The organism is Streptomyces griseiscabiei (genome assembly GCF_020010925.1).
GTDB lineage: Bacteria > Actinomycetota > Actinomycetes > Streptomycetales > Streptomycetaceae > Streptomyces > Streptomyces griseiscabiei.
In genome coordinates, this window is record NZ_JAGJBZ010000001.1 from 2747048 (window position 1) to 2764519 (window position 17472).

16 protein-coding genes are annotated in these 17472 nt (G+C 72.8%); 6 read left to right on the top strand and 10 right to left on the bottom strand.

Features of this window, described 5'->3' with window-relative positions; all coding sequences use genetic code 11:
- Window positions 1–2: 2 nt before the first annotated feature.
- The 5 genes from J8M51_RS11860 to J8M51_RS11880 all read right to left on the bottom strand — a co-directional run bounded on the left by J8M51_RS11860 (window position 3) and on the right by J8M51_RS11880 (window position 5439).
- On the bottom strand, window positions 3–902 hold the full coding sequence (locus J8M51_RS11860) for an SGNH/GDSL hydrolase family protein (protein WP_086761797.1): 900 nt from the start codon (window positions 900–902) through the stop codon (window positions 3–5).
- The gene (locus J8M51_RS11865; RefSeq protein WP_086761795.1) at window positions 899–2059 is read right to left on the bottom strand and encodes a glycosyltransferase; all 1161 of its coding nucleotides are present in this window, start codon (window positions 2057–2059) and stop codon (window positions 899–901) included. The genes J8M51_RS11860 and J8M51_RS11865 overlap by 4 nt, the downstream gene beginning before the upstream one ends.
- Entirely contained in the window at window positions 2056–3186 is a 1131-nt protein-coding gene (locus J8M51_RS11870; RefSeq protein ID WP_216589053.1) for a glycosyltransferase family 4 protein, read from the bottom strand. The genes J8M51_RS11865 and J8M51_RS11870 overlap by 4 nt, the downstream gene beginning before the upstream one ends.
- 139 nt (window positions 3187–3325) lie before the next feature.
- Window positions 3326–4744: a HEAT repeat domain-containing protein gene (locus J8M51_RS11875; protein ID WP_086758971.1), complete on the bottom strand. Its 1419-nt coding sequence runs from the start codon at window positions 4742–4744 to the stop codon at window positions 3326–3328.
- A 302-nt stretch (window positions 4745–5046) separates the two neighbouring features.
- Window positions 5047–5439 carry an ankyrin repeat domain-containing protein gene (locus J8M51_RS11880; protein WP_086758973.1) on the bottom strand — a complete coding sequence of 131 codons (393 nt, stop codon included), beginning with the start codon at window positions 5437–5439 and terminating at the stop codon, window positions 5047–5049.
- Window positions 5440–5710: 271 nt separating this feature from the next.
- On the opposite strand from J8M51_RS11880, the gene J8M51_RS11885 reads away from it, so the two are divergent.
- Together J8M51_RS11885 and J8M51_RS11890 are read left to right on the top strand one after the other, a co-directional pair.
- Window positions 5711–5905 (top strand): hypothetical protein, encoded by a 195-nt coding sequence (locus J8M51_RS11885; protein WP_005485586.1) that lies wholly within the window; start codon window positions 5711–5713, stop codon window positions 5903–5905.
- Between the two features lie 37 nt (window positions 5906–5942).
- Window positions 5943–7493, top strand: coding sequence for a hypothetical protein (locus J8M51_RS11890; protein ID WP_267299153.1), 1551 nt, complete (start codon window positions 5943–5945; stop codon window positions 7491–7493).
- 227 nt (window positions 7494–7720) lie between these two features.
- On the opposite strand, the gene J8M51_RS11895 is transcribed toward J8M51_RS11890, so the two are convergent.
- On the bottom strand, window positions 7721–9220 hold the full coding sequence (locus J8M51_RS11895; protein WP_086755632.1) for an SCO1417 family PLP biosynthesis transcription factor: 1500 nt from the start codon (window positions 9218–9220) through the stop codon (window positions 7721–7723).
- A 98-nt stretch (window positions 9221–9318) separates the two neighbouring features.
- Between J8M51_RS11895 and yczE the strand changes: the two genes are divergently transcribed.
- The 4 genes from yczE (at window position 9319) to J8M51_RS11915 (ending at window position 12807) form a co-directional block, all read left to right on the top strand.
- Window positions 9319–9993 (top strand): membrane protein YczE, encoded by a 675-nt coding sequence (gene yczE, locus J8M51_RS11900; protein WP_086755633.1) that lies wholly within the window; start codon window positions 9319–9321, stop codon window positions 9991–9993.
- Window positions 9990–10757, top strand: a complete 768-nt coding sequence (locus tag J8M51_RS11905; protein WP_086755631.1) for a glycerophosphodiester phosphodiesterase — start codon at window positions 9990–9992, stop codon at window positions 10755–10757. The genes yczE and J8M51_RS11905 overlap by 4 nt, the downstream gene beginning before the upstream one ends.
- A gap of 41 nt (window positions 10758–10798) precedes the next feature.
- Window positions 10799–12166 carry an MFS transporter gene (locus J8M51_RS11910; protein WP_107473715.1) on the top strand — a complete coding sequence of 456 codons (1368 nt, stop codon included), beginning with the start codon at window positions 10799–10801 and terminating at the stop codon, window positions 12164–12166.
- A 266-nt stretch (window positions 12167–12432) separates the two neighbouring features.
- Window positions 12433–12807 carry an RNA polymerase-binding protein RbpA gene (locus J8M51_RS11915; RefSeq protein WP_003977404.1) on the top strand — a complete coding sequence of 125 codons (375 nt, stop codon included), beginning with the start codon at window positions 12433–12435 and terminating at the stop codon, window positions 12805–12807.
- A 312-nt stretch (window positions 12808–13119) separates the two neighbouring features.
- Here J8M51_RS11915 and fxsA read toward each other — a convergent pair whose 3' ends face one another.
- From fxsA to J8M51_RS11935, 4 genes are all read right to left on the bottom strand, one after another.
- Window positions 13120–13710 (bottom strand): FxsA family membrane protein, encoded by a 591-nt coding sequence (gene fxsA, locus J8M51_RS11920; protein WP_267299154.1) that lies wholly within the window; start codon window positions 13708–13710, stop codon window positions 13120–13122.
- A 53-nt stretch (window positions 13711–13763) separates the two neighbouring features.
- Complete coding sequence (locus tag J8M51_RS11925; protein ID WP_086764100.1) at window positions 13764–14561, bottom strand: polyprenol monophosphomannose synthase; 798 nt, start codon at window positions 14559–14561, stop codon at window positions 13764–13766.
- A 608-nt stretch (window positions 14562–15169) separates the two neighbouring features.
- Window positions 15170–16774: an amidohydrolase gene (locus tag J8M51_RS11930; protein WP_086764102.1), complete on the bottom strand. Its 1605-nt coding sequence runs from the start codon at window positions 16772–16774 to the stop codon at window positions 15170–15172.
- Window positions 16775–16906: 132 nt separating this feature from the next.
- On the bottom strand, window positions 16907–17347 hold the full coding sequence (locus tag J8M51_RS11935; protein WP_033532524.1) for an Lrp/AsnC family transcriptional regulator: 441 nt from the start codon (window positions 17345–17347) through the stop codon (window positions 16907–16909).
- Window positions 17348–17472 lie beyond the last annotated feature (125 nt).

Here is a 17472-nt window from a genome sequence, read left to right on the forward strand (position 1 = left end):
TCTCACACCACCTCCGGCCGCTGCTCGGGGACGGACAGCGCCGCCAGGGCCGCCGCCACCGCGTGGGAGGCGGACAGGTCGAGCCGGGCGCTGGTGCCGCGCGCCTTGTGGCGCACCTCGGCGGCGGCGAGGGTGAGGAGCTGCGGGAGCAGGTCGGTGCAGCGCCGGGCCACCCAGCCCGTCCCGGCGGTGGCCAGCCACCAGACGCCGGCACCGCGCGTGGGCGCCGCGCGTCCGGGCTCGGCGGACGGCGCGGGGCCCGTGGCGATCCCGGCCTCCGTGAGCAGGGCGTGGAAGCGGAGGGCGAGCTGCCGGTGCCCCCGCTCGCCGGGGTGCAGCCGGTCCGCGCTCCACATCGCGCGGTCCGTCAGCCAGGCGCCCTCCGAGGCGTGCAGATGCACGGCCCCATGGCGCTCGGACAGGGCGTGCACCACGGTGTTGACGGCCCGTTGCCGCCGGGCGAGGGGCCGGGCGAGCGCCCCGGGCAGGCCGAGCATCGCCCCGGGGTCGGGCAGACAGGCGGTCAGCAGGACCGTGCCGTGTTCCCGGAAGGCCCCGTAGATCTCGTCGAGGCGGGCGGCGACGGCGTGGATGTCGAAGGTGCAGCGCAGGGTGTCGTTGACGCCGATGACGACGGAGGCGATGTCCGGCCGGAGCGCGAGCGCGGCGGACAGCTGCCGGTCCAGCACGTCACGCGTCTGGGAGCCGCTGACGGCCAGGTTGGTGAACTCGACATCCGGCCCCACGTCCCACCGCGCGCCCCGCCCCGCGTCCGGCACCGCACCCGCCCCGAGCCCGTCGGCGAGCAGCGCGGCCCAACCTCGCCATCCGCCGCCGTCGACCCGGTCGCCCACGCCCTCGGTGAGGGAGTCGCCGAGGGCCACGAACCGCAGGGCTCTCATCCCACGCCCTCCCTCACCGTGTGCCCGACGGTCGCGTCGTGCGCGGCGAGGAAGGCGTCCACCGCGGTCTGCCAGCCGAAGCACTCGGCACGCGCGCGTGCCGCCTCCCGGCGGTCGTCCCCGGGCAGGTCCAGCAGCAGTTCGACGGCGTCCGCGAAGGCCTCCCCGCTGTCCGCCGCCGTCGCGCCGGCCGACCCGATGACCTCGGGCAGCGCGGACGAGGAGCTGGCCACCACGGGCGTACCGCAGGCCATCGCCTCCAGAGCCGCCAGCCCGAACGTCTCAGCGGGTCCGGGGGCCAGCGCCACATCGGCGGAGGCCTGGAGGGCACCCAGCATGGCGCGGTCGCCGACATGTCCGAGGAAGGTGACCGGCAGCCCCTTGGCCCGCTGTTCGAGCCTGCCGCGCAGCGGTCCGTCCCCGGCGACGACCAGCACGGCCCGCCGCCCGCGCCGTACCAGCGCCTCCAGCGCGTCGACGGCCGTGCCGGGCCGTTTCTCCACCGACAGCCGGGAGCACATCACCAGCAGCACTTCGTCCTCGCGCGCGTACCACTCGCGCAGCGCCTTGTCCCGCAGCTCGGGGTGGCGTCCCACGAGGTCGACGCCCAGCGGTGCCCGGACGACGTTCCGGGCACCGATCCGCACGAACTCCCGTTCGGCGAACTCGGTGGTGCACACCACCTTCGCGTAGGTGTGGGCCGTACGGACGTTGAGGGCGTCGGACGTCCTGCGGGCCATGGACTCGGAGAGGCCCCAGGTCCGCAGCACGCCGTCGGCGGTCTCGTGCGAGACCATCACCGCGCGCACCCGGGCCCGCCGGGCCCACTTCCCCGTCCAGCGCAGTGTGGTCCGGTCGGAGACCTCCAGCCGGTCGGGCGCCAGCGACTCCAGCAGGCCGGCCACCCGCCGCCTGTCCACCAGGACCCGGTAGCCACCGGTCCCGGGCAGCAGCGGTCCGGGCAGGGTGACGACCCGCCCCTGTTCGGTCGCGCTGTCGGTGTACCGCTCGCCGGGGACGACGAGCACGGCCTCGTGCCCGGCCGCCTCGAACCCCTTGCCCAGTTCCCGCAGCGCGGTCCGCAGACCGCCCGAGGAGGGGGCGACGAAGTTGGCGAGCCGTACGATCCGCAACCTCGGTGTCGCGGTCGCGGTCATGCGGCCACCACCGTCCGCGTGGTCAGCACATCGGCGTAGTGCCCGATGAGCTGATCGCCGACGGCGGCCCAGGTGCGGCCCTCGACCATGGCCCGTCCGGCGGCCCCGTAGGCGGCCCGCAGCGCCGGATCGGCGGCCAGCGCCCCCACGGCGTCGCGTACGGCGCTCGCGTCGCGCGGCGGGACCAGGAGCCCGGTGCGTCCGTGGGCGACGAGGTCCAGCGGGCCGCCGGCGGCGGGCGCCACGACGGGCACCCCGCTGGCCATGGCCTCCTGCACGGTCTGGCAGAAGGTCTCGAAGGGGCCGGTGTGGGCGAAGACGTCGAACGAGGCGAAGATCCGGGCGAGGTCGTCGCCGGTGCGGCGGCCGAGGAAGACGGCCCCGGGCAGGGCCTCGCGCAGTCCGGGCTCGCTGGGCCCGTCGCCCACGACGACGACCTTCACGCCGTCCAGGCCGCAGACCCCGGCGAGCAGTTCGATCTGCTTCTCGGGGGCGAGGCGGCCGACGTAGCCGACGATCACCTCGCCGTTCGGTGCCAGCTCGCGGCGCAGTGCCTCGTCCCTCAGCTCGGGGCGGAAGCGGACCGTGTCGACGCCGCGCGGCCACAGGCTGACCCGGGGCACACCGTGTGCCTCCAGGTCGCGCAGGGCCGCGCTGGACGGGGCGAGGGTGCGGTCGGCGGCGGCGTGCACGGAGCGGATGCGCCGCCAGGCCGCCGCCTCACCGGCGTGGACGTAGGTGCGGGCGTACCCGGCGAGGTCGGTCTGGTAGATGGCGACGGCGGGGACACCGAGGCGGGCGGCGGCCGCCATGCCGCGCACTCCGAGGACGAAGGGGCTGGCCAGGTGGACGATGTCGGCGCGGTGCTCGACGATCGCCGCGGCGACCCGGCGGCTGGGCAGGGCGACCCTGACCTGGGGGTAGCCGGGGAGCGGGAGGGAGGGGACGCGGACGACGGGGCACGGCGCCTGGAGATCGGCTCCGGCTCCGGTTCCCTGGGCGGTGGCCGGGGCCACGACGAGCGGGGCGTGCCCCCGCGCGACAAGGTGGCGCGCGGTCTGCAGGGCGCAGTGGGCCACGCCGTTCACATCGGGGGGAAAGGACTCGGTCACTATGACGACACGCATACCCGTGTTGTCGTCGGGCTGGACGTGGCCGCGTCAACGTGGATCTTTCCGGTCGGAAAACGTCCCATGAGCGTTGCGCTGCACACATGTCCAGGTCAGACCACGTCCATGCCCTCCTGAGGTCCGAGTCACCCGATGTTCACACTGCGGGCATGTCAGGACCGATCCGGCTGCGTACGGCTGTCTGGACCTCGGCCTCCTCGGCCGGGTCGGCGGCCAGTCGGCGGAGTTGGTCGACCACGCGCGCGTCACCCGTCTCGGCGTGCCGGGCGGCGATCTCCCGGGTGGTCTCCTCGCAGTCCCAGAGGCACTCGACGGCGAAGCCGGCCGGGAACGAGGGGTCGGTGGCCGCGAGCGCGCGGGCGGCGCGGCCACGCAGATGGGAGGAGGCGGTCTCGCGGTAGATATGGCGCAGGACGGGCGCGGCGCAGACGATGCCGAGCCGGCCGGTGCCGTCGACGAGCGTCCACAGGGTCGGCGCGTCGGGTCCCTCGCCGCGTACGGCCTCCCGCAGCGCGCCCAGCACCAGATCGCTGTCCTTGGCCCCGCCGAGACAGGCCAGCATGCGCCCGGCGGCGGCGCCCAGGGGATCGGGCCGGTGGACCCAGCCGCGGGCGCGGTCGACGGCGGCCATGCTGCGCATCCGTTCGAAGGCATCGACGGCGGCCTCCACGACCATCGTCGTCCCGTCGGTCACGGCGCCCTCGATGAGTCCGAGGGCGTCGGGATCGTTGCCGTCGGCGAGGTAGCGCAGGGCGGTACAGCGGGCGCCGTCGTCCCCGGACCGGGCGGCGGCGAGGATCTCGGGCCGGTCCTCGGGGCCGGCGACGGCGGTGAGACAGCGGGCGGCCGGCACATGGAGGACGGCTCCGCGTTCGATGCCCTGCTGGGCCCACTCGAACACGGCCTTGACGCTCCACCCCGGGCGGGGCCCGCTGGGTCGCATCTGCCGCTGCCAGCGGTCGAAGCAGCCGGTCTCCTGGGCGGCGCGCACCCGGGTGGCGACGGCTTCGCGGGGATCGTCGGCCCACAGCCGCCAGGGCCGGGGCTCGAAGGCGTCACGGACGGCGGCGGCCAGCTCGGCCTCGCCCTCCGGATCGGTGGTGAAGCGGCCCAGGACGGGCTCGGCGAGGGCGCGCAGCCCTTCGTCGTCGTCCCGGAGGGCCAGCTCGTCCAGGGCCCAGGCCCAGCTGGTGCCCACGGCGGCGTACCTGCGCAGCAGTTCGAGCGCGTCCCGCCTGCCGTAGGAGGCGAGGTGCCCGAGGACCGCGAGGGCGAGTCCGGTGCGTGACTCGCAGGTGTCGAGCACGTCCTCGGCGTCGAAGAGGTGCCGCTCGATCTCGTCCAGCTCGCCGCTGAGGTCGAGGTAGAGACGGGCGTAGTACAGGGAGCGGTTCTCCACCTGCCAGTCGTGGCGGGGGTCGCTCAGCACACAGTGGTTGAGTGCCGCGAGCGCCTCGGCCCGCGGGGCGGTGAGCGCGTGCAGGGTGCCGTCGCCGCGGCCCCGCTGCAGCAGGCCGAGCAGCGTACCGCTGGGCGCTATGACCGGTTCGAACATGGGAAACAGCCTCACATCAAGCGTCGACGCAACCGGGGTTCTTGCTTCACCAGGCCGCGTGACAACACGTCGGGGCGCCCGCCGTCTCTTGCTTGCTGTAGACCATCTTCCTCTGCCTCTCGTCGGTGGCCCATGCGGACCGCGTCACGGCCCACGCGGTGCGGCAACACCTGCCCAGCCATCATGTCCGTGAATCACGACGTCATGATGACCCGGCGGTTCTTCCTGCCGCGACCGAAATATCCGGCGGCCCCGTACCGCCTCCCCCGTCTTTCGTGTTTCTGCTGGTCAGAACATATGGATCAGTGCGCTGCGAACAGTTCGAGCAGTTCTGTCTTACCGAACATCCGTGCGGTGTCAACCGCGTTCGGAGTGCCCGCGACCGGATCGGCCCCGCCCTCCAGAAGGACGCGGATGACGCCCTCCTCACCCTTGAAAACCGCCCCGGCGAGGGGAGTCTGGCCCCGGTCGTTGACACGGTCCGCCTCGCCGCCGCGGGCCAGGAGCGCCCGCACCGCCTCGGCGTGACCGTGATACGCGGCGAGCATCACGAGCGAGTCGCCGCGGTCGTTGGTGAGGTCGGCCGGAACCCCCGCGTCCACGTACGCCACGAGCGCCTCGGTCTCGCCCCGGCGGGCCAGATCGAAGATCTTGGTCGCCAGCTCCACGACCTCGGGGTCGAGGGCTTCGGTCATCGCCGGGACCACCTCTCACATACGCACTTCGAGCCGAACGGGTGAATCGCCAGAGTACTGGCTCGACGCACACATCAGCGGACAGAGCCGAGGCAAAGATCACACCGAGTCCCGTCGCGCGCAACAGCCCAGCCCGGACGGCCCAACGCCGATGCCACCACTCGGGTGAAATCCACGAAATTTCACCCATCCGCACCTTTTATCGTATGGATACATCCTGTGACCTTGGAAGAACTCATGGTGACTGTCCCCATCAACCAGGAGAGCCCAAATGATCCTGAACATCTCAGGCGTCGTCCTGCTCGGCGTCATCGTCTTCCTGTTCTTCCGCAAGGACGGGCTGAAGGCCTCGCACTGCATCGTCGTCACGCTGTTCGGCTTCTACCTCGCCAGCACGGGCATCGCCCCGAGCATCACAGCGGGCGGCGAGAGCCTCGCGAGCCTCCTCGGTGGGATCAAGTTCTGACCCCGTCCCCATCCGTACACACCCTCAGGAGACAGCCGTGGCCCGGGTCCCCCTCCCCCGCATTCTGAGCACCGGTGGCGCGCACCTCGCCAGGAGCCGGGAGCTGGCCCGGACCGCGGCCGACGGCGCCACCGACGTCCTCCACCCGCTGATCACGATCACGCGTGGACTGCGCCGGCTGGTCGCCGCCGGGCGCCGCAGATGGGCCGAGACCCCGAAGGACCGCCGCGGGTCCCTGCTCTTCCTGGCGGCCTCGGTCGTCCTGGTCGTGACCCTGGTGCCGTACGGCCCGCTGCTCGCCGTCATCGCCCTGATGGCGGCGGCAGCCTGGGCGGGCCGGGCCGGGGCCGTCCCCGAGCCCACCGGCCCCGACGAGTCCCAGACCCAGCGCCTGCGGTCCCTCTACGAGGCCCTGGTCCCCTACTTCTCGGCCGCCGAGGACCCCGAACCCCTGTACGCGCACGGCGGGGCCTGGGACAAGGCCTTCCCCACCTACGCGTTCGACGGCACCGGCCGCGTCTGCCATCTGCTGATCCGCTACCCCGCGTACTTCACCGACGGGGAGGCGGAGGCCCGCGCCCGCATCGAACACCTGCTGCACACCAAGGCGGGCCGCGGCCGTGAGTACCGCTTCACCTGGGACGAGGAGGGCAACGAACTGACCGTCGCCGTCCTCTCCCCGCTGGCCACCGACATCGCCGCCCAGCGCTTCGTGACGGCACCGGGCGAGACGGTCCTCGGCTTCACCGACGCGGCCGACGTCCAGCGCACCCTGCCCGTGTCCCACGGAGAGGAGCAGCGCGACGTGCCGCCGGTCGTCTGGCGCACCGGCGTCCGCTCCACCGAGCCGCATCTGCTGGCCGTGGGCGAACCGGGCAGCGGTACGACGACCCTGCTCCGCTCGATCGCCCTCCAGGCCCTCCAGCACGGCGACGTGGTCGTCGTCGAGGGCGGCGGCAGCGGCGAGTACGCCTGTCTGTCCGGCCGTGACGGGGTCCTCGCCGTGGAGAGCGGCCTCTCCGGGGCCCTGGCGAGCCTGGAGTGGGCGTCCCAGGAGACCGAGCGCCGGCTCATCGCCACGAACCTCGCCCGCCAGGCGGGCCGTTCCACGCCGGACGACATCAGCCGTCCCCTCTGGCTCCTCCTCGACCGCCCGAGCGTGCTGACCCATCTCGCGGCGGCCGACGGCCGGCGCGACCCGCAGTCCCTCCTCCAGGTCCCCCTGCGGCACGGCCGCGCGGTCGACGTCACCGTGGTGATCACCGAGCAGTTCGACCATGTGGACGCGCTCACGGACGCGGTGAGGCAGCACACCCGCGCGCGCGTGGTGCTGGGGCCTGCCTCACCCGCCCAGGTCGAAGCCGTCCTGGGCACCGCACCCCCCACCACCCCCACCCCGGACTTCCCCCCGGGCCGCGGCTACGCCCGCCTCGGCCCCGCCCCCACCCTGCGCCTCCAGGTCCCCACCACCCCGGACCCCTACGACGAGTCCACCCCCGAACCCCACCGCCGGGCCGTCCTCGATCTGCTCCCACCCCACACGACCCCACCGGACGCCCTGACGAAGACGGCGGTGGCGGAGACCTGAGGCGGCGGCTTCCCCTAGGGCCCTTCTGACGGATCTCCGCGGCGTCGCGACGCCCGGCACGCACCCTCGCCGCACGGCGCGAAGGGCCAGGTGGCTCCGCCACAAGACCCTCCACGCCGCACGCCGAGCGCACGCACCGAACGCCGCGCCTTCTCCCACAGAGATCCACCAGAAGGGCCCTAGGCCGCGCTCAGCTCAGCCAGGGCCGCCGCGCACCCGCCAAGCCCTCACGCCACGAACGTCCGCGGCCCCTCGCCCCCACCGGACGCCCCGTCCCGCACCAGCCGTGCCGCCGCCGCCAACCGCACGGCCGCCTCCTCGGCCACCGCTCCCCCCACGGTGAACGGCAGCCGCACATATCCCTCGAAGGCCCCGTCCACCCCGAACCGGGGCCCGGACGGCACCCGGACGCCGACCCGCTCCCCCACCTCCGCGAGCCGGGACCCCGACAGACCCCCGGTGCGCACCCACAGCGTCAGCCCGCCCCGGGGCTCCGAGAACTCCCAGTCCGGCAGCTCACGCCGCAGCGCCGTCACCAACGCGTCCCGGTTGCCCCGCGCCTGCTCCCGCCGCACGTCCACGGCCTGCGCCCAGCCCCCCGTGCTCATCAGCCAGTTCACGGCCAGCTGCTCCAGCACCGGCGTCCCCAGATCCGCATACGCCCGCGCCGCCACAAGACTCCGGATCACCTCCGGCGCGGCCCGCACCCAGCCGATCCGCATCCCCGCCCAGAACGCCTTGCTGGCCGACCCGACCGTGATCACCGTGGACCCCGCCGGATCGAACGCGCACACGGGCCGCGGCATCTCCACATCGTCGTCGAGCCACAGCTCGGTCATCGTCTCGTCGGCGACGAGCACCGTCCCGGCACCCCGCGCCGCGTCGACGAGCCCTCGCCGCCGGTCCTCGTCGGCGAGCGCGCCGGTCGGATTGTGGAAGTCGGCGACGACGTAGGCGAGCCGGGGCGCCGCGTCCCGCAGCACCTGCCGCCACCGGTCCATGTCCCATCCGGCGAGCCCGTCGGCCATCGCGACCGGCACCAGTCGCGCCCCCGCCTCCCGCATCAGCTGCAGGATGTTGGCGTACGACGGCGACTCCACCGCGATCCGCTCGCCGCGCCCGGCGAAGAGGTGGCAGATGGCGTCCATGGCTCCCATGGCCCCCGTGGTCACCATGATCTGCTCGGGCATCGTCGGGATCCCGCGCGCGGTGTACCGCTCGGCGAGCATGGAGCGCAGCGCGGGCAGCCCGGCCGGGTAGTCGCCGTGGGTGTGGGCGTAGGGCGGCAGTTCCTCCAGCGCGCCCCGCACGGCCCGGGTGAGCCAGGGTTCGGGGGCGGGCAGGGCCGCGCAGCCCAGGTCGATCATCGAACCGAGCGCCTCGGGCGGCAGGGGTTCCAGTCCGCGCGCGGGCAACGGCTTCCCGGCCGGGACGGCCGTCCAGCTGCCGGCTCCCCGCCGGGACTCCAGGAACCCCTCGGCGCGCAGCGCCTCGTAGGCCGCCGCGACGGTCGTACGGCTGACGGAGAGGGACAGGGCAAGCTCCCGCTCGGCGGGCAGCCGGGCGGCCACCGGCACACGGCCCTCCAGGACCAGCAGCCGGATGCCGTCGGCGAGAGCGCGGTAGGCGGGCGGGCGGCGGGTGCTGGGACCGGCGGGGCGCTCCTGCTGGGAGGTGAGCAGCCGCGCGAGCTGAGCCGCCCCCATCGCCGAAGTCCACTGCGCCATGATTTCAGTCCACCTTCCCCGGATTGGCCATGGATGGCTTCACTTTCCAAGCCACAGAGTGACATGTGACAGGCCACCCGCACCACCAGGGGGACATCTTGACCACACAGGACCTACCGCAGGGAGTGCCGCCGCGCCGTCTGGGCCGACGGCTGACCCAGCTGTACACCGGCCTCGCGCTGTACGGCGCCAGCTCCGCGCTGCTGGTGGAGGCGGGCCTCGGCCTGGAGCCGTGGAACGTGCTGCACCAGGGTCTGGCGGAGCTGACCGGGATGACCATCGGCGTGGTGTCGATCTTCGTCGGCGCGGTGGTGCTGCTCCTGTGGATCCCGCTGCGCCAGCGCCCGGGCCTCGGCACGGTCTCCAACGTCTTCGTGGTCGGCATCGCGATGGACGCCACCCTGGCCCTGGTGCCCGAGGCGCACACCATGGCCGTACGCATCCCCCTCCTCGTCGCCGGGATCGTGCTGAACGGCGTGGCGACGGGCCTGTACATCGCCGCCCGGTTCGGTCCGGGTCCGCGCGACGGTCTGATGACGGGACTGCACCGGCGTACCGGCCGCTCGGTCCGGCTGATGCGGACGGCCGTGGAGGTGGCGGTGCTGGCGACCGGCTTCGCCCTCGGCGGCACGGTCGGCGTGGGCACCCTTCTCTACGCGCTCTCCATCGGTCCGCTCGCCCAGTTCTTCCTGCGCCTGTTCGCCGTCCCCCCGGAATCCGGCAGCACGGTCGTTGCCACCGGTCCACCGGAGCGGGCCATACTGCCCGGGTGACCGCCCCCGTACGCCACCCCTACCTCGACCATCCGGGCCCGATCGCCTTCGCCCACCGGGGCGGGGCGGCGGACGGCCTGGAGAACACCATGGCCCAGTTCCGGCGGGCGGTGGAGTCGGGCTACCGCTACATCGAGACCGATGTGCACGCCACGCTCGACGGCAAGCTCGTCGCGTTCCACGACTCGACCCTGGACCGGGTGACCGACGGGGCGGGCCGGATAGCGGACCTGCCGTGGAGGGAGATCCGCGGCGCGCGCGTGGCGGGCGCCGAACCGGTCCCCCTCTTCGAGGACCTGCTCGAAGCCTTCCCCGGCGTCCGCTGGAACGTCGACGTCAAGGCGGAGCCGGCGCTCCATCCGCTCCTCAACCTCGTCGCCCGCACCGGGTCCTGGGACCGGGTCTGCGTCGGCTCGTTCTCCGAGTCCCGCGTCGCGCGCGCCCAGCGCCTCGCCGGCCCGCGCCTGGCCACCTCGTACGGCACCGGCGGCGTCCTGGGGCTGCGGCTGCGCTCCTGGGGCATCCCCGCCACGGTCCGCCGCTCGGCGGTCGCCGCCCAGGTGCCGGAGTCCCAGTCGGGGGTGCCCGTCGTGGACCACCGGTTCGTCCGGGCCGCCCACGCGCGCGGGCTGCAGGTCCACGTCTGGACCGTGAACGAACCGCAACGTATGCACCGGCTCCTGGATCTGGGCGTCGATGGCATCATGACCGATCACATCGACACGCTGCGCAAGGTGCTTGAGGACCGGGGGACCTGGGTCTGACGCGCTCGCGCGGCCCGCTCACGGGGAAGCGAGGGGCACGGGTGGGCACCGACACCGTGCGAACGGACCAGGCCGACGAGGCCGCGGGCAGACGGCGTGAACAGCGCGGCTGGTACTTCTACGACTGGGCCTGCTCCGTCTACTCGACCAGCGTCCTGACCGTGTTCCTCGGCCCCTATCTGACCGAGGTCGCCAAGTCCGCCGCCGACACGGACGGTTACGTCCATCCTCTGGGCATACCGGTCCGCGCGGGCTCCTTCTTCGCGTACTCGGTGTCCCTGTCGGTGATCCTGGCCGTCGTGATCATGCCCCTGGTGGGCGCGGCGGCCGACCGTACGGGCCGCAAGAAGCCGCTCCTGGGCGCGGCCGCCTATGTCGGTGCCGCCGCGACCGCGGGCATGTTCTTCCTGGACGGCGACCGCTATCTGCTCGGTGGCGTCCTGCTGGTCGTCGCGAACGCCGCGCAGTCCGTGGCGATGATGCTCTACAACTCCTATCTCCCGCAGATCGCGCCGCCCGAGGAACGTGACGCCGTCTCCTCCCGGGGCTGGGCCTTCGGCTACGCGGCGGGCTCCCTGGTCCTGGTCGCGAACCTGATCCTGTTCACCGCCCACGACTCCTTCGGCATCTCCGAGGGCATGGCCGTCCGTATCTGCCTGGCCTCGGCGGGCCTGTGGTGGGGCGCCTTCACCCTGATCCCGCTGAGCCGCCTGCGCGACCGCCGTACTCCGGCGGGAGAGGCCAAGGGGTCCGAGGAGGGAGCGACGGCCCCCGGTCTGCGGCAGCTCGCCGCGACCGTCCGCGACATGCGCCGCCACCCGCTGACGCTCGCCTTCCTCCTCGCCTACCTGGTCTACAACGACGGCATCCAGACGGTGATCTCCCAGGCCTCGGTGTACGGCTCCGAGGAACTCGGTCTGGAGCAGTCCACGCTCATCGTGGCGGTGCTGCTGGTGCAGATCCTGGCGGTGGGCGGTGCCCTCGGCATGGGCCGGCTCTCCCGCCGCTACGGCGCCAAGCGCACCATCCTCGGCTCCCTGGTGGCCTGGACCCTGATTCTCGCCGCCGGCTACTTCCTCCCGGCGGGGGCGCCCGTCTTCTTCTTCGTCCTCGCCTCGGGCATCGGCCTGGTCCTCGGCGGCAGCCAGGCCCTCTCCCGTTCTCTCTTCTCCCATCTCGTCCCGCCCGGCAAGGAGGCCGAGTACTTCTCCGCGTACGAGATGAGCGACCGCGGGATGAGCTGGCTGGGCCCCCTGCTGTTCGGTGTGACATACCAGCTGACCGGAAGTTATCGGGACGCGATCATCTCCCTGGTGGCCTTCTTCGTCCTGGGATTCGCCCTGCTCGCGAGGGTTCCGGTGCACCGGGCGATCCGCGACGCGGGCAATCCCGTACCGGACAGGATTTAGCGCCGGGAGCGAAAGGGCTGTAGTGTACGCGTTTGGCCTGCCAGGCGTACCGTTACTGCGCGTCAAAGATGCCGAAACGCTGGGTGACATCTGCTGTCAGATGTGACAAACCGGGCGCGGGTGGGTACAACAAGGGCGGCTACGACGGCGACGCATGACCCGGAACGGGACACGGAACGGGAATCTTTACCGCCGACCGGACGTTGACCGGATGACGACGACAGCGACACCTGTCCTGTGGGCGACAAGCCCGGGAGGCACGATTCATGAGTGAGCGAGCTCTTCGCGGCACGCGCCTCGTGGTGACCAGCTACGAGACGGACCGCGGCATCGACTTGGCTCCGCGCCAGGCCGTGGAGTACGCATGCGAGAAGGGGCACCGCTTCGAGATGCCCTTCTCGGTCGAGGCGGAGATTCCGCCGGAGTGGGAGTGCAAGGTCTGCGGGGCCCAAGCACTCCTCGTGGACGGCGACGGCCCTGAGGAAAAGAAGGCCAAGCCCGCGCGTACACATTGGGACATGCTGATGGAGCGGCGCACGCGCGAGGAACTCGAAGAGGTTCTCGAAGAGCGCCTCGCGGTTCTCCGCTCCGGCGCGATGAACATCGCGGTACATCCGCGAGACAGCCGCAAGTCCGCGTAGCCCCTCCGGGGGTCACTCGGACCACACAGCGCAACCGATGACCGAGGGCGCCGTACGCATGTGTACGGCGCCCTCGGTCTTTGGCATGCCTTGTCGGATGCGGCTCCGTGGGGCTTCTCGCGCAGTTCCCCGCGCCCCTGAAAGGGGCTTGCGGCCCTTTCGGGCCTGAAAAGCACGGGGCGCAGCCCCTGCTTTTCAGGGGCGCGGGGAACTGCGCGACCAGCCCCCACCGGACGGACGCATGGGGGTCGAAGGGGCGCAGCCCCTTCAGGATGGGACGGGTAGGGGCGGCGGGGGCGAGGAAGAAACGTCTCAGCGGCTCAGCGGCGAACGCGGCGGCACATCCCCGGAACCGGGCCCCTCACCGTCCCGGATCACCTCACCCTGCACGACCTTCCCGTCCGGCCGATGCATACGCGCCTGCTGGAAGGCGTCACCGAGCCCCCCGGCCCCCGCCTCCCGGATCTTCCGCTCGAAGGTCCGCTCGGCATAACGCCCCAACGCCTTCTGTACCGGCGGAACCAGCAACACCAGCCCCACGGCGTCGGACACCAGCCCCGGCAGCATCAGCAGCAGACCCCCCAGCATCAGGAACCCGTTGCCCTCACTCTTGCCGGCTCCGGCCCCGGCCCCCGGAGAGACCCCACCCCCCTGCTGCTGTTGCAGCGTCTCGGAGAGCGCCCGGAACGCCCGGCGCCCGGACCGCTTCACCACCGCGGACCCGGCGACGAACCCGGCGACGAGCAGCAGAAAGACCGTGAACCCACCGGCCGCGCCCGCGACCACCGTGAGCAGCCAGATCTCCAGCACCAGCCAGGCGGCGACACCCAACGGCAGAAACGTGCGCAGCCGGGAACGCCGGGGCCGGGCAGGGTACGTCGAGGACGGAACGCCAGTCGTCATGTTCCCAGTGTGCCTGGCCCGGGCTCAGCACGGGATAAGGGGCCTGATCAGGCTCAGGCCCGCTTGTCGTCCCGTCCCAGCACCTTGCCGACCCGCTCCCCCACGCCCCACGCCGTGACCCGCCACAGCGCCTCGACGAGGATGTCCCGGCTCATCTTGGAGTCGCCCAGCTCGCGTTCGACGAAGGTGATGGGCACCTCGACGACGTGATAGCCCGCCTTGACCGCGCGACGGGCGAGGTCGACCTGGAAGCAGTAGCCCTGGGAGGCGACCTCGTCGAGCCCGAGCCCTTCGAGGGTCTCGCGGCGGAAGGCCCGGTAACCGCCGGTGACGTCACGCACGGGGACGTCGAGCAGGACCCGGGAGTAGAGGCTGCCGCCGCGCGAGATGAGCTCCCGGGACTTGGGCCAGTTCACCACCCGCCCGCCCGGCACCCAGCGGGAGCCGAGGACGAGGTCGGCGCCCTTGAGCGCGGTCAGCAGCCGGGGCAGTTCCTCGGGCTGGTGCGAGCCGTCCGCGTCCATCTCGATGAGGACGCCGTAGCCGTTCTCCATGCCCCAGTGGAAGCCCGCGAGATAGGCGGCGCCGAGCCCTTCCTTGCCCTTGCGGTGCAGCACCTGGACGTGATCGTCCTCGGCGGCCAGTTCGTCGGCGAGCTTTCCCGTGCCGTCGGGGCTGTTGTCGTCGGCCACCAGGACGTGCGCGTCAGGAACGGCCTTCCGCACCCGGCCGACGATCGCCTTGATGTTCTCCGCCTCGTTGTAGGTCGGGATGATCACCAAGGCCGTGCCGAGCGGGCCGAACCGCCTCTCCTGGCCTTCCGCCGCGAGGGTCCCGTCGCCGTCGTTCACTGCTGCCCCTTCAAGTCCTCCGTGCGCAGGGGACCACCATAGTGGCCGCGGCCTGCGCGGGAGTGTCGGCCGGTGTCCAGAGGGGTGTCGATTCAACAGGGGGTGTGCGGGAGCGCGCTCTGCGTAGCCTGTGCGCCGCCACAGGACCAATGTCGGGCCGACGCGCGGCGAAGTACAGATGCGGCGGAGTACGGATGTCGTCCGCTGCGGATGGGGGCCCGACGCCCTTCGGGCCGACCTGGGACCCGCTGGCTGCGGATCGACCGAAAGCCGTTGTCTACTGAGCGTCCGGGCCCCACCCGGGTCGCACCTACCCGACCGGGCCGGAACGTTCCCTCGCCGGAGCACGGACCCTGGGCCTGGCTGCCAGTGGCGGTGTGCCGGTGCGGCACATCGCCCCTGACCCAGCGGCGCTCCGACGACCGTGCGGAAGTTCCCCGGTCGGACGTCCGGTGGTGGACCCGGCAGAACCTACCCGTCCCCTGCAGCCCACTGTCAACCACCCTTTGACCTGCGAAATCTCCCTCAAGGGCCTGGTCGCAGGGGAGGAGCCGCAGGTCGCGCGGCGCGCCGCCCGGTCATGGCCGGCCCCGCGCCCTCCCGGGAGATCACTCGCCCGGCCGTACGAAAACCGTGCGCCCGGCCACCACGGTCCGCAGACAGACGGGCAGGTCGGCGCCGGGGCTCAGGTCGGGCAGACCGGGGGTGCCGGAACGGGGGTCGGTGGACCAGCGGGCGACCCGGTCGTCGGGGGCCTGGACGACGAGTTCGCCGGTGCGCCAGACCGCGTAGTCCGCGGGTGCGCCCGGTACGAGGACGCCCGCGTCGTCCCGTCCGATCGCCCGCCAGCCGCCCCGCGTGTGCGCCGTGAACGCGGCGCGTACGGACACCCGGTGCTCCGGCGTGCGGTGGAAGGCCGCCGCGCGGACGGTGCCCCAGGGGTCGAGGGGGGTGACCGGGCTGTCGGAGCCGAAGGCCAGGGGCACACCGGCGCGCAACAGGGCCGCGAGGGGGTTGAGGGTGCGGGCCCGGTCCACGCCGAGCCGCTGGGCGTACATGCCCTCGTCGCCGCCCCACAGCGCGTCGAAGGCGGGCTGGACGGAGGCGGTGAGACCGAACTCGGCGAAGGCGGCGACGGTCCCGGGGGTGAGCATCTCGGCGTGCTCCACACGATGCCGGGCGGCCCGCACCCGGGCGAGGCCGACCTTCTCGGCGGCCACGCGCACCCCCTCGACGACCGAGGCGACCGCGGCGTCCCCGATCGCGTGGAAGCCCGCCTGGAGGCCCGCCTCGGTACAGGCGACCACATGGGCGGCGACGGCCGCCGCGTCCAGGTAGGCGGTGCCGGTGTGGGCGGCGTCGGTGTACGGCTCGTGCAGGCACGCGGTGTGCGAGCCGAGGGCGCCGTCGACGAAGAGGTCGCCCGCGGCTCCGGCCGCCCCGAGGGCGCGCGCCTTCTCGACGTCCCGTTCCGCCCAGTACCCGACCACGCGCGGGCCGGGCTCCTCGGCGGCGAGCCGCAGCAGCCCGGTGAAGTCGTCCTCGGAGGAGATCTCGGGGCCCGCGCACTCGTGGACCGAGCCGATACCGAGCGAGCCGGCGTGCGCCAGGGCCGCGCGCTGGGCCTCGACGCGCTGGGCGGGGGTGATGGCTTCGAGGGCGGTGGCGCGTACGGCGTGGTGGGCGTCGCGGGTGAGCGGACCGTCGTCGAAGGCGCCGGCGCCCGGGACCAGGTCCAGCAGGGCTGTGGTGACGACCGCCGAGTGGACGTCGATCCGGCTCAGGTAGAGCGGGCGTCCGCCGGTGGCCTCGTCGAGTTCGGCGCGGGTCGGCGGACGGCCGCCGGGCCAGCGGGCAGCGTCCCAGCCATGGCCGAGGAGGACGCGGTCGGCCGGGCGGGCGGCGGCGAATTCCCGGACGAGAACGAGGGCGGCGTCCAGGGAGGGGGCGGTGGAGAGGTCGAGGCCGGTGAGGGCGAGGCCGGTGGCGGTGGTGTGCACATGGGCGTCGGTGAACGCCGGGGTGACCAGGGCGCCTTCGAGATCGATCACCTCGTCGACGCCGGACGCGAAGGCGTCGGCGGCGCCCTCGGAGCCGACCCAGGCGATCTGGCCGTGCTCCACGACCATCGCGGTGGCGAACGGGTCGGCGGGGCTGTGGACTTCTCCGCCGCGGAGCAGCACGGTCTTCGACGGGGCGGTGCGATCACTCATGGGGACAGTTTCGCGTGTGCGGGCCGCCGCGCTGCACCCGGGCGGCGTTTTCAGGGCGCGGCCGACAGCGGTGAGCGGCTATGGGGATGGGCGGGCGGGAGGCACCGTGTCGGGAGCCCTCGGCGGCGGGGCTCAGATCCTCGGGGGCCTCGCCTCGTACGGCGTCGACAGCACCACCGTCGTCCGCGTGGACACCCCCGCCAGGGACCGCAGCCTGGCCAGCAGCTCCTCCAGTTCGTGCGGGGTCGCCACACGGACCTTGAGGATGTAGTTCTCGTCGCCGGCGACGCTGTGGCAGGCCTCGATCTCCGGGACACCGGCGAGGCGTTCGGCGATGTCGTCGGGGGCGCTGGGATCGAAGGGTTTGACCGAGATGAACGCGGTCATCGGCAGCCCGACGGCCTCCGGGTCGACGACCGCGGCGTAGCCACGGATGACACCACGCTGCTCGAGTCGGCGCACCCGCTGATGCACCGCCGATGTGGACAGGCCCGTGGCCTTGCCCAGGTCGGTGTAGCTCATCCGCCCGTCCGCGACGAGCAGCTGCACGATCTGTCGGTCCAGCTCCTCCATGGCGCAAGAACCTACAGGGCCCCTGATCTCCTCCGGTACCTGAGCGGCGCAGGTCATGCCCGGTTCGTGATGTGCCTGAGAGTTGCTTGTGAGCCATTCGGGTGACATCGTCACCGTACTGGGCA

Coding starts and splice junctions, on each gene's coding strand:
- J8M51_RS11860 (WP_086761797.1), bottom strand. CDS start 902: ATGAGAGCCCTGCGGTTCGTGGCCCTCGGCGACTCCCTCACCGAGGGC.
- J8M51_RS11865 (WP_086761795.1), bottom strand. CDS start 2,059: ATGACCGCGACCGCGACACCGAGGTTGCGGATCGTACGGCTCGCCAAC.
- J8M51_RS11870 (WP_216589053.1), bottom strand. CDS start 3,186: ATGCGTGTCGTCATAGTGACCGAGTCCTTTCCCCCCGATGTGAACGGC.
- J8M51_RS11875 (WP_086758971.1), bottom strand. CDS start 4,744: ATGTTCGAACCGGTCATAGCGCCCAGCGGTACGCTGCTCGGCCTGCTG.
- J8M51_RS11880 (WP_086758973.1), bottom strand. CDS start 5,439: ATGACCGAAGCCCTCGACCCCGAGGTCGTGGAGCTGGCGACCAAGATC.
- J8M51_RS11885 (WP_005485586.1), top strand. CDS start 5,711: ATGATCCTGAACATCTCAGGCGTCGTCCTGCTCGGCGTCATCGTCTTC.
- J8M51_RS11895 (WP_086755632.1), bottom strand. CDS start 9,220: ATGGCGCAGTGGACTTCGGCGATGGGGGCGGCTCAGCTCGCGCGGCTG.
- J8M51_RS11915 (WP_003977404.1), top strand. CDS start 12,433: ATGAGTGAGCGAGCTCTTCGCGGCACGCGCCTCGTGGTGACCAGCTAC.
- fxsA (WP_267299154.1), bottom strand. CDS start 13,710: ATGACGACTGGCGTTCCGTCCTCGACGTACCCTGCCCGGCCCCGGCGT.
- J8M51_RS11930 (WP_086764102.1), bottom strand. CDS start 16,774: ATGAGTGATCGCACCGCCCCGTCGAAGACCGTGCTGCTCCGCGGCGGA.
- J8M51_RS11935 (WP_033532524.1), bottom strand. CDS start 17,347: ATGGAGGAGCTGGACCGACAGATCGTGCAGCTGCTCGTCGCGGACGGG.